Genomic DNA, 11,120 nt, shown 5'->3' with positions numbered 1-11,120 from the left:
CCTCAGGGTCAACCGTTCGGCGGACGCGGTAGTTGAAAGCACTGCATAAGCTGGGGACATGGCACCGTCCGGCACCCTGATCGAGGTCCAGAGCACCACCGCGTCGCAGGACGCCGAACCGGGCCCGGTGGCGGGCGAGGGCACCCGGTGGCTGGACGACGACGAGCAGGTGACCTGGCGGACCTTCCTGTCGACCATGCAGCTGTTGCTGGACCGCTTCGACCGGCAGCTGCAGCAGGACTCCGGGATCGTCCTCACGTACTACGAGATGCTGGTGCGCCTCTCGGAGGCCCCGGACCGCTCGCTGCGCATGAGCGAGCTCGCGGAGTCCTCGCTGTCCTCCCGCAGCCGCGTCTCGCACGCCGTGGCCCGGATGGAGGAACGGGGCTGGGTCCGCCGCGAAGCCTGCCCCACCGACGGCCGGGGCTACCTCGCCGTCCTCACCGACGAGGGTTTCACCGCCCTCGCCCAGGCCGCCCCGGGCCACGTGGAGACCGTGCGGCGCGACCTCTTCGACCAGCTCTCCCCCACCCAGCTCGAGCAGTTGCGCGGGATCGGCGAGACGCTGATGGCCCACCTCACCGAGACCGGCAGCGTCTCCCCCGTCCCGGGCGTGCACCCTCGCCGCTGACGACTCCAGGGCCGGTCAGCTCGTGACCGTCCCCTGCACGGCCTCCGTGATCAGCGGCACCAGGAGCCGGGCCATGGTGGCGCTGAGGTGACTCTCGTCGCGGTACACCAGGGTGTCTCCCAGCACGACCGGACACTCCCCATCGGTGCACAGCCGCGGGGTCGGGTCCACGACCACGGCGGCGGCCCTCGTCGCGGCGTCGCGGACGGCGGTGCGCAGATCGGCGTCGCCGAGCGCGCTCTTCTCGTCGAGGGCGCACGCTGCGGCGTCGTCGAGGTGGCGGGCCACGCAGGTCGGCACGTCGCCGGCCGGGTAGGGGGTGTCTTCCAGCACGACCACCCGGTCCGCGACCGCACGCAACTGCGTGACGGTGGTCCCGACTCCGTCGCCGTAGGCGGTCGCGGGATCCTGACCGCCTGAGGAGTACGTGCCGACAGCCGACGTGACGACCACGGCGGGAGCCTCGCGGGTGATGCGGGAGAACACAGCCCGGCGCCAGGCGTAGCACTCGGAGTAGTCGCGTCCCAGCTGGGCCTGGTCGATGCGGAGGTCGTAGAGGGGGCAGCCGGACTTCGTCAGCGACACGACCCGCACCCCCGCGGCCCGGCCCCACGCGTCCAACGCAGGCAGCCACTGCTGTGCGTGGGAGTCGCCGACCAGGACGGCTGTGGTGCTGCCGTTCAGGTCACCGGCGGCGCACTCACCCGGCGCGGGGGCGCTCGCCCGCAGGCCCACGTGGCAGCTGCCGCCCTCCGGCGTCCGGGGCCGGTCGTCCGCCGCGGCGTCCAGGCTCGGCGTGAGATCGGCGGGGACGGGCACGCGGCCCAGACCGGCGGTCAGCGCGGCCGTCGTGGCCACCACGGTCGTCAGGTCCGGAGCCGGGGCGTCGGGGCCGGGGCCGCGGGTCACCCCGGCACCCGCACCCGCGGCGGCGGGGACCAGGACGGCGAGGGCCGTCAGCACGGCCCCGAGTCCGAGGGCGCGACCGCGTGGACGAAGCACCACCGACCGGCGGACCGGGTTCTCGAGCACCTGGTAGGAGCCGAGAGCGAGCAGGAAGGTCGCCGCGGCCAGGACGAGACCGAGCGGGAGGTCGAGCGGCCGGTCGAGGATCACGGGGATCAGGACGAGGGCCGGCCAGTGCCACAGGTACCAGCCGTAGGAGACCCGCCCGATCTCGAGCGGGACCCGTCGCCCCAGGAGGAGACGTTCCGGCGCGTTGGACCGCGCGGTACCGGCGGCGATCACCAGGGCGGTCCCGAGGACGGGCAACAGGGCGCTGACCCCGGGGAAGCGCGTCCCGTCGTCGTAGGCCAGGCCCGCGGCGAGGACGGCGAGCAGACCCACCCCGGCCGCGAAACCGACGCCGGGCCCCTGCCAACGGCGAGCGACCCAGGGGGCGGCCAGAGCGACCAGCGCCCCGACGCCGAGCTCCCAGGCGCGGGCCGGGCTGAGGAAGTAGGCGTAGGGCTGGGCCCAGCGCATCGCGAGTTCACTGCCGAGCAGGGAGACGACGGTGGCCAGCCCGGCGGCGACGGCCAGCCAGCGGCGCAACGACCAGCCGGTGGTCCCCGACATCCGGCGCCGACGCCAGACCACCGCGACGGCGAGGATCGCCAGCGGCCAGAAGAGGTAGAACTGCTCCTCGACACCCAGGGACCAGAAGTGCTGCAGGGCAGAGGGCTCAGCGTTGTTCTGGTAGTCGACGCCTTGGAACGCCAACCGCAGGTTCATCGCGAACAACCCGCTCCAAACCGCGTCCGCGGCCAACTGCCGGTTCTCCAGCGGAGGCAGGAAGATCGCCGCAACGGCGACGGTGACGAGCAGCACCAGCACGGACAGGGGCAGCAGTCGTCGGACGCGTCGGGCGTAGAAGCCGCGGACCGTCAGCGTTCCCGCGCTCACCTGGTCCAGGAGGTGACTGGTGATGAGGAAGCCCGAGATGACGAAGAAGACGTCGACCCCGACGAAACCACCCGGCAGGAAGGGCACACCGGCGTGGTAGAGGACCACGAGCAGAACGGCCACCGCACGCAGGCCCTCAATGTCGGGCCGGAAGGACCGACCACTCGAGGGGAGCTGGGAAGAGAGCCCGACCCCACCGCTGCGCGACCGCGGCAGGCTCCCGGCTGGCGGTCTGGTCGTCGGGGATTCAGGCTGGTGCACGTCGGCCCTCCGGTTTCCTGCAGTCGACGTCTGGCTGGGATCTCTCGGGCGGTCTCGGCGGCGACGGCGAAGCAGTCCCGACGCGCCGGAGGCTAGCCCGTCGGTACTAGATGGATCAAGGACTGATCATCCGGAAACTCCCCGCCTTCGTGCTGCACGACCACCGGCGACCTAGGCCGCACCACGACCTGAGGCTCGAGGAGGACGGGGTCCTGCGGTCCTGGGCGCTGCCCCGGGGCCTGCCACCCACGCCCGTCGAGGACCGGTTGGCGATCGCCGTCCCCGACCACGACCTGGACCACCTCACCTACACCGACGAAGACAAGACCATCGCCGACACCGGCTGGTGGGAACTGCTGGACCGCACCGAGCGCCGCACCCTCTTCGCCCTGCACGGGAGCGCGGGGACCCGCCGGTACGCACTGATCCGCACCGGCGGGCCGCAGGCGGAGAACCTCCTGCTGCACCTCACGAAGGACCAGGGTCAGGCGCCCTGAGCCGCCTGCATCCCCCGCAGTTCCTTCTTCAGGTCCCCGACCTCGTCACGCAACCGGGCCGCGAGCTCGAACTGCAGTTCTGCGGCGGCACCGTGCATCTGGTCGGAGAGTTCCTGGATGAGCTGGGCGAGGTCGGCCTGGGCCATGCCCGGGCGGGAAGCCGCCGTCTCGCCCTGCGCGGTCTTCCGGCCCTTGCTCTTCGCCGGGGTCGGGGCCTTCCCCCGCGACTGCGAACGTCCGCTGCCGCCCTGGCTCGCGGCGGCGAGGAGGTCGGCGGTGTCGGCGTCCTCGCGGGCGATGAGGTCGGTGATGTCGGCGATGCGCTTGCGCAGCGGCTGCGGGTCGACCCCGCGCTCGAGGTTGTACGCGACCTGCTTCTCGCGGCGACGGTTCGTCTCCTCGATCGCCTGCTCCATCGAGGCGGTGATCCGGTCGGCGTACATGTGCACCTCGCCCGACACGTTGCGGGCCGCTCGCCCGATCGTCTGGATCAGCGAGGTGGCCGAGCGGAGGAACCCCTCCTTGTCGGCGTCGAGGATCGCCACCAGGGACACCTCGGGCAGGTCGAGGCCCTCACGCAGCAGGTTGATCCCGACGAGGACGTCGTACTCGCCCTGACGCAGCTCCCGCAGCAGTTCCACCCGGCGCAGGGTGTCGATGTCGGAGTGCAGGTACCGGACCCGGACGCCCTGGTCGAGGAAGTAGTCGGTGAGGTCCTCGGCCATCTTCTTCGTCAGCGTCGTCACCAGGACGCGCTCGTCCTTGTCGGTGCGCAGACGGATCTCGTGCAGCAGGTCGTCGATCTGGCCCTTCGTGGGTTTGACCACGACCTGCGGGTCGACGAGTCCCGTCGGGCGGATGATCTGCTCGACGACGCCCTTCCCGCGGGAGAGTTCGTACTGCCCCGGGGTGGCCGAGAGGTAGACCGTCTGCCCGGTGCGCTCGAGGAACTCCTCCCAGCGCAACGGCCGGTTGTCCATGGCGCTGGGCAGGCGGAACCCGAAGTCGACGAGGGTCCGCTTGCGGGACATGTCCCCCTCGAACATCCCCCCGATCTGGGGGACGGTGACGTGCGACTCGTCGATGACGAGGAGGAAGTCCTCGGGGAAGTAGTCCAGCAGGGTGTTCGACGCCGACCCGGGGGCCCGGTTGTCGAAGTGGCGGGAGTAGTTCTCCACCCCGGAGCAGGAACCGACCTGGCGCAGCATCTCGATGTCGTAGGTGGTGCGCATGCGCAGCCGCTGCGCCTCGAGCAGCTTGCCCTGCTGCTCGAGTTCGGCGAGGCGTTCGGTGAGTTCGGCCTCGATCGTCCCGATGGCGCGTTCCAGCCGTTCGGGGCCGGCCACGTAGTGCGAGGCCGGGAAGATGTAGACGTGCTCCTCCTCGCGCAGGACCTCCCCGGTGAGGGGGTTCAGCGTGTAGAGCTTGTCGATCTCGTCGCCGAAGAACTCGATGCGGATCGCGTGCTCCTCGTACACCGGGATGATCTCCACGGTGTCCCCGCGGACGCGGAAGGTGCCACGGGTGAAGGCGAGGTCGTTGCGGGTGTACTGCTCGACGATGAACTTGCGCAGCAGGTCGTCGCGCTCGATGGTGTCGCCGACCTTGAGCGGGACCATGCGGTCGACGTACTCCTGCGGCGTGCCCAGCCCGTAGATGCACGACACCGAGGCCACGACGATGACGTCGCGCCGCGTCAGCAGCGAGTTGGTGGCCGAGTGCCGCAACCGCTCGACCTCGTCGTTGACCGAGGAGTCCTTCTCGATGTAGGTGTCCGACTGCGGGACGTAGGCCTCCGGCTGGTAGTAGTCGTAGTAGGAGACGAAGTACTCGACCGCGTTGTTGGGCAGGAGTTCGCGGAACTCGTTGGCCAGCTGGGCCGCGAGGGTCTTGTTGGGGGCCATCACCAGGGTGGGCCGCTGGACCTGCTCGATGAGCCACGCCGTCGTCGCCGACTTGCCGGTACCCGTCGCGCCGAGGAGCACGACGTCCTGCTCCCCTGCGTTCACCCGCTTCGCGAGCTCCGCGATGGCTGCGGGCTGGTCGCCCGAGGGTGAGAACTCGGAGACCACCTCGAAGGGCGCCACCCGGCGCTCGATGTCTGTCGTCGGCCGCATGGGGGAAGCGTAGGCGGGAGCTCCGACACGAGCCGTCAGCGGCGTCCGCTCACCCCGCGAGCACGTCGCGGACGAAGGCCGCCGTGGCGTCGGCCCGGGAGTCCTCGTCTGCGGCGACCAGGGACCGCTCGAGCTGGAGGTAGCGCCCGCGCAGACCGGCGTCGGTCCGCAACCGGTCCCCGAGGGCCAGGACGTGGGCGGCCGCGGGTGAGTCGGCGGGTCGCACGTGGCAGTCCACGGCACGACCGGGGTCGGCGGAGGCGGCGAAGGCCTTCTCGACGCTCCCACCGCCGGGGAGCCGATCGCTGCGACGTCCCGGTGCGGGCACCAGGCCCGCCGACACCAGGTCGCGGGCGAGCGCGTCGGCGGTTCCGAGGTCGGCCACGACCACCTGGACGTCGATCACGTCCCTGGCCGCCAGTCCCGGCACGGCGGTCGGACCGGTGTGCGCGACGTCGAGGGCCCGCATCCCGGCCACCCGCGCGATGCGCGCGCAGACCCGCGCCCCGGCCGCGGCCCAGCCCGGATCGGGGTCCACCGGTGCCAGCGGGCCACGCCGTGCCGCGACACCGGCCCGGAGGTTGGCCTCGAAGGGCAGCAGCCGCTCCTCCCACAGCGCCGCCACCAGGCCCGACAGGGGGTCGGAGGCTGCGTCGGACCGACGCGGGTTGGGCAGCAGCACGTCGGCGACGGCGCGCCGCTCCTCGTCGCCGGCCTGGACGGCGATGCGCGCCTGGGCGTCCTCAGGGCTCATCCCGCGGTCCTCGACGAGGCGGCGCAGCCGTTCCGCCGTGGGCGCCTCGACCACCACGACGAGGGGGAAGCCCGCCGCGGCACCGGTCTCCACCAGCAGCGGGACGTCCTCGACGACGACCGCGTCGACGGGGGCGGCGGCGGCGAGCTCCGCCCGGCGCGCAGCGACCAAGGGGTGGACGATGCCGTTCAACGCCCCGCGCGCCGTCGCGTCCCTGAACACGATGCGCCCCAACGAAGGGCGATCGATGTCACCCTTCGTGTTCAGGATGTCGGGCCCGAAGTAGCTGACGACCGCGGCGTGACCCGGCGTCCCCTGGGCCACCACCTCCCGAGCCAGGACGTCGGCGTCGATGATCACGGCCCCTGCCGCCCGCAACGCACGCACGACGGTCGACTTCCCGGCCCCGATCCCCCCCGAAAGACCCACTCTCAGCACACTCGGACCCTACGCGATCACTGACTGATCACACCATGATCACGTGCCGGCAAATCCGGTGCGGGACAAGTTGAACGCGACAGGGGCTTGCGCAACCGTTGCGCATCACGCTTGGGTAACACGAATGGTGACGCTCCGCAGTCATCATCAGCTTGCACTTCACAAGATCACCACACTTCGTCCGCAAGGACTCTCGGGAGGAAAGTTGTTCGACTTCACGTCCGTGCGCGGCCCGGCCGGGGCCCCGCACCACGACATCGCCAGACCGTCGACCCACCGCACCGACTCAGCCGGCCGTCTCGGCCCCACCGGACCCCCGGGGCACCCCCGGCACCTCGCCCCCCGCCACCACGCCGGTGCTGCGCCCCGCACGCGGCGCCTGCGAGGACTCGTGGGGGTCCTCAGTGCCGCGACCCTCCTCGTCGGCACCGTCAGCACTGCTGACGCGGCCGACGCGGCCAGCAGCAGCGCCCCGGGGAGCGGCAACGGCTGGCAGCGCACCTACGTCGACGACTTCTCGGGCGCCCTCGACACCGGCGACTGGTCGCGGTACGAGGGTCGGGCCGCAGGGGACCCCAGCACCACGTGGCAGCGTGAGCAGGTGTCCGTCTCGGACGGCAAGCTCGTCCTCCGCTCCCAGAAGACCTCCGCCGGATGGCGTTCCGGGGGCGTCTCGAACGCCCGCGCGGGGTCGCAGCGCTACGGCAAGTGGCTGATCCGCTTCCGCGCCGACGCCGGGGACGGCCTCGGCTACGTCTTCCTGCTGTACCCCCAGGGTGGTGGCTGGCCTCCGGAGGTCGACATCGCGGAGAACGGCGGCGGTGACAAGCGGGACGTCCTCGGTGCGCTCCACTACGACGACGCCCAGGGGACCCACCAGCGGGTGCACAAGCGCCTCAGCGGCGTCGACTTCACGCAGTGGCACACCGTCGGGGTCGAGACGAGCCCCGGCAAGATCGTCTGGACCCTCGACGGCCGGGCCTGGGCGACCGCTTGGACCTCGGGGGTTCCCGACGAGTCCATGTGGCTCGGCCTGCAGTCGATGGTGGAGACCCGCTGCTCCGGAACGGCTCGGCTCTGCGTCAACTCCTCGACGCCACGCTCGGCCGACGTCGAGGTCGACTGGGTGGCGCGCTACAAGCGTTCCTGAGTCCCCGCAGGACGGACGCGGGCCCGGGGTCGACGACCCCGGGCCCGCGTGCTGTGCAGCCGTCCCGTTCAGGAGGCCGGGCGGACGTTCTGGATCACGAAGACGTGGTCCTGGTAGTCGTAGTTGACGCCTGCGAGGTCGACGGCCACCAGGTAGGCGCCCGGCACGACCGCTCCTGCGGCGTTGCGCAGGACGAACGTCCGGACGTGCTGCCCGCAGACGACGGCCTTGCAGCCCTTCTGCCGGTCGATCGTCGGGTCGTTGAGCTTCGCGTCGCCCCACTCGTTGTCGACCTTGATCCCGAACGACCCGGCCGGGGTGAACGAGGAGGTGGAGAGGCCGCTCGCGTCACCGAGGTTCGGCCGCGACGTGCGGGGCAGGAACGACTGCGCGTCGAGGTTGCTGTGCGCGATCGCCGTGGACAACGTCGACGTGCTCCCCTGCGGGAACCACCACAGGTAGCCGTAGGACGGGTACGTGTGGAAAGCGGCGACGTCGATCACCGTCACGGGCTTCGCTGGGTCGAGGCGGGCCCAGTAGGGCGAGAGCACCTCGTCGGAGCTGAACGACTGGTACGCACCACGGCTGTAGATGGCCGTCGGCAACGCCGTGGTGTAGCCGAACATCGAGGTGACGTCCTTGAGGAGCGGCTCCAGTCCTCGTTCGGAGTAGCGCTGCCACCAGCCCTCGAGGGGGAGGACGGCGCTCGTGCCCGACCCGCTCGTGGCTGTGAGCGTCCCCGAGCTGCGGGGTCCCGAGGTGGCGGTGTAGGTCACGGTGGCCTTCGCCGTGGCACCCGGTGCGAGGGTCAGCGGGAGCGTGACCCCGGAGACGGAGAACGCGCCCGTCGTCGCGAGTGAGGTCACCGTCGTGGGGCTGTCGCCCGGGTTGCGCAACGTGACCACAGCTGTGGAGTGCGTGCGCTCCGAGGCGTTGTCCGGGGTCTGGATGCGGTTCATGACCACCCGGTCCCCCGGCAGGAGGTCATCGGGTGTGAGGAGCAGAGCCTGTGTCGCGGTGGGCGTCGCGGTGGGCGTCGCGGTGGGCGTCGCGGTGGGCGTCGCGGTGGGCGTCGCGGTGGGCGTCGCGGTGGGCGTCGCGGTGGGCGTCGCGGTGGGCGTCGCGGTGGGCGTCGCGGTGGGCGTCGCGGTCGGTGTGACGGTGGGCGTCGCGGTCGGCGTCGCGGTGGCGGTGGGCGTGTCGGTCGGGGTGGGCGTGGCGGTGGGCGTCGCCGTGGGCGTGTCGGTCGGGGTCGGGGTGGGCGCCTGCGCGTCCGAGCTGACCGCGAACCGGTCGAAGGAGACGGTCGGCGGGTTCTTCGCCCGGCGGCTGCTGGTGAAGAGCCCGACGAAGGTGGAGGACCCCGGGGTCAACGCGCTCTGCCCGTCCGGCCCGAAGAAGTCGGCGGGCACGGTGAGACTGCCGAGGGAGGCGGGCGATGCGCCCGGCGTGGTGTACGTGCCCGAGACGACCCGCGTGCGCGGGTTGGCGACGAGCGTGAGAGTGATGCTGCTGCCGGCCAGGGAGAGCACCTTCCCGTTGCGCTCGTCGGCGGACGTGCTGGCGCCGCCCACCTCACGCGCGAGCTGGGGTTTCATCGCGCCACCCGTGGTCGCGACGACGGTCAGCTTGACGTAGTCGTCCTCCCCCGGACCGAACCAGAGGCCGAACCCCTCGCCTGAGTTCGTCGTCGCCGGGATGTCGGTGAGGGTGACGCTGGCGGTCGTCGTCCCCGCACCGTCGACACCGATGCCGATGCCGTTGTCCAGCGAGTTGCCCGCGGGGGTCGTCGCCGTGGGGGTGAGGTAGCTGGACCCGGAGGTCGCCTTGACCTTCAGGACCCCGGCGCCGGAGGTGTCGACACCCAGGTTGCCCGGGAGCAGGGCACCGCTCGTGCTCGCCTGACGCATCGTGAACCGGTCGACGTCCGCCGGGTCGGTGAAGTCGAGGGTGAGCGGCAGCGCGGGCGCCAGGTCGGCGCAGCTGCGCCCACCGAGTGTCGGTGGGCACTGGGCCGTGGCCGCGGCGGAGGCCGGGGCGACGTCGAGCAGGACGAGGGGCAGGCTGAGGGTCAGCGCCGCGGTCACCGCCACGGGGTGGCGGACGCGGCGGCTGAGCGGCTTGACGTGGGTGACCGGCGGCATGTCGACCTCTTCGGGGCGTCGGGGGGTGGTGGCGCACGAGGGTGAGCATCGTCACCGTTCGTCGGGCCGAGGGCCGCCCGGGTGACCGGGCGTCACCCGAACGCCCGACGAACAAGCGATCAGTGGTTGCCGTGAACCTACCGGTGATCGGCTCCCGCCGCGTACTCTCTGGACAATCACGTTGCAAGTCCAAGCGTGTCGACCAGAGGACGGTGGATCCGGCACGTGCTCGGACGCCCGTCGGCCGGTCCCACCGCCCGGACGGCGTGGTCCGATCCGTCCCCGCTCCGGCCCCTCGGTCCCTCGCCGCGCCGTCGTGCGTGGCAGCGGATCGGCGTCGCCCTGGTGGCCCTGGGCCTGGCATCGGGCGTCCTGCACGGCGACGCCCCGTCGCCCCCGCGGGGAGGGCACCCCAGCGGCGCTTCGGCTCCCCTCGGCGACGCCGACTGGCGGCTGACGATGCTGGACGACTTCACCGGTTCGACGCTCGATCCCGCACGTTGGTCCACCTACACCGGCCGGCCGGTGGGTCAGCCGCTCACCTGGTGGCGGCCCGCCAACGTCGACGTCACCGGGGGCGTCCTGCAACTGAGCACGACGCGGCAGCGCGACGGGGTGTGGCACGGAGGCGGGATCTCGTCGGCGGCCGAGGGGGGCCAGGCGTACGGCAAGTGGTCCGTGCGCTTCCGAGCGCAGTCGGCGCCCGGCGTCGGGTACGCGGTCCTGCTCTACCCCACCGGAGGTGCCTGGCCGCCGGAGGTCGACATCGCCGAAGACGGTGGGGGTGACCGCGACGGCTACCGGTCGACGCTGCACTACGACGCGGACAACAAGACGATCACCCGCCTCCTCACGGGCGTGGACCTGAGCACCTGGCACACCGTCAGCGTCGTCCTCCAGCCTGGGCGCATCACCTACCTGGTGGACGAGCGGGAGTGGGCCGTGGTCGAGACCGCACACGTTCCGGGGGTACCGATGTGGCTCGGGATCCAGACCGCTGCCAACGAGTGCACCGAGACCGGGTCGTCCTGCGTCACGGACGCCACCCCGGACACCAGCACGCTCGAGGTGGACTGGGTGGCCCGTTACAGCCACCGGGATGGACTCACCCGTTCGGCGCAGTCCCGGTGACCCAGCGTCAGGTTTGAGCCCCCGTTACGGGCTGATCGGGTGAACTGCAGGCCGGGGAGCACGGCTGGACGCCGGTTCGTCCGACACATCCA

At 71.8% G+C, this 11,120-nt stretch carries 8 protein-coding genes; 4 read left to right on the top strand and 4 right to left on the bottom strand.

Translation table 11 applies throughout. The annotated features are described in order from the left end of the window. Positions 1–58 precede the first annotated feature (58 nt). On the top strand, positions 59–631 hold the full coding sequence (locus ACFQ46_RS01250) for a MarR family winged helix-turn-helix transcriptional regulator (protein ID WP_380256398.1): 573 nt from the start codon (positions 59–61) through the stop codon (positions 629–631). A gap of 15 nt (positions 632–646) precedes the next feature. On the opposite strand, the gene ACFQ46_RS01245 is transcribed toward ACFQ46_RS01250, so the two are convergent. Next, entirely contained in the window at positions 647–2,797 is a 2,151-nt protein-coding gene (locus ACFQ46_RS01245) for an acyltransferase family protein (protein ID WP_380256396.1), read from the bottom strand. Positions 2,798–2,907: 110 nt separating this feature from the next. Between ACFQ46_RS01245 and ACFQ46_RS01240 the strand changes: the two genes are divergently transcribed. Then, complete coding sequence (locus ACFQ46_RS01240) at positions 2,908–3,294, top strand: DNA polymerase ligase N-terminal domain-containing protein (protein WP_380256394.1); 387 nt, start codon at positions 2,908–2,910, stop codon at positions 3,292–3,294. On the opposite strand, the gene uvrB is transcribed toward ACFQ46_RS01240, so the two are convergent. Then, positions 3,282–5,411, bottom strand: a complete 2,130-nt coding sequence (gene uvrB, locus ACFQ46_RS01235) for an excinuclease ABC subunit UvrB (protein WP_380256392.1) — start codon at positions 5,409–5,411, stop codon at positions 3,282–3,284. The two genes, ACFQ46_RS01240 and uvrB, sit on opposite strands and share 13 nt — an antisense overlap. A 49-nt stretch (positions 5,412–5,460) precedes the next feature. Then, complete coding sequence (gene coaE, locus ACFQ46_RS01230; RefSeq protein WP_380256390.1) at positions 5,461–6,594, bottom strand: dephospho-CoA kinase; 1,134 nt, start codon at positions 6,592–6,594, stop codon at positions 5,461–5,463. A gap of 214 nt (positions 6,595–6,808) precedes the next feature. Between coaE and ACFQ46_RS01225 the strand changes: the two genes are divergently transcribed. Beyond that, the gene (locus ACFQ46_RS01225; RefSeq protein ID WP_380256388.1) at positions 6,809–7,753 is read left to right on the top strand and encodes a family 16 glycosylhydrolase; all 945 of its coding nucleotides are present in this window, start codon (positions 6,809–6,811) and stop codon (positions 7,751–7,753) included. A gap of 68 nt (positions 7,754–7,821) precedes the next feature. On the opposite strand, the gene ACFQ46_RS01220 is transcribed toward ACFQ46_RS01225, so the two are convergent. Continuing rightward, entirely contained in the window at positions 7,822–9,897 is a 2,076-nt protein-coding gene (locus ACFQ46_RS01220; protein ID WP_380256386.1) for a hypothetical protein, read from the bottom strand. Between the two features lie 225 nt (positions 9,898–10,122). Here ACFQ46_RS01220 and ACFQ46_RS01215 point away from each other — a divergent pair, with 225 nt between their 5' ends. Beyond that, a complete protein-coding gene (locus tag ACFQ46_RS01215) occupies positions 10,123–11,028 on the top strand; it encodes a family 16 glycosylhydrolase (RefSeq protein ID WP_380256384.1) in 906 nt (301 codons plus the stop codon). The last annotated feature ends 92 nt before the right edge of the window (positions 11,029–11,120 follow it).

Source organism: Kineococcus sp. GCM10028916 (genome assembly GCF_042674865.1).
Lineage (GTDB): Bacteria > Actinomycetota > Actinomycetes > Actinomycetales > Kineococcaceae > Kineococcus.
This window is presented reverse-complemented; position numbering and strand designations above follow the sequence as displayed.

What these genes read in the sequence shown, in the direction of transcription:
- ACFQ46_RS01250 (WP_380256398.1), top strand. Translation starts at nt 59, where the DNA reads ATGGCACCGTCCGGCACCCTGATCGAGGTCCAGAGCACCACCGCGTCG.
- ACFQ46_RS01240 (WP_380256394.1), top strand. Translation starts at nt 2,908, where the DNA reads ATGGATCAAGGACTGATCATCCGGAAACTCCCCGCCTTCGTGCTGCAC.
- uvrB (WP_380256392.1), bottom strand. Translation starts at nt 5,411, where the DNA reads ATGCGGCCGACGACAGACATCGAGCGCCGGGTGGCGCCCTTCGAGGTG.
- ACFQ46_RS01220 (WP_380256386.1), bottom strand. Translation starts at nt 9,897, where the DNA reads ATGCCGCCGGTCACCCACGTCAAGCCGCTCAGCCGCCGCGTCCGCCAC.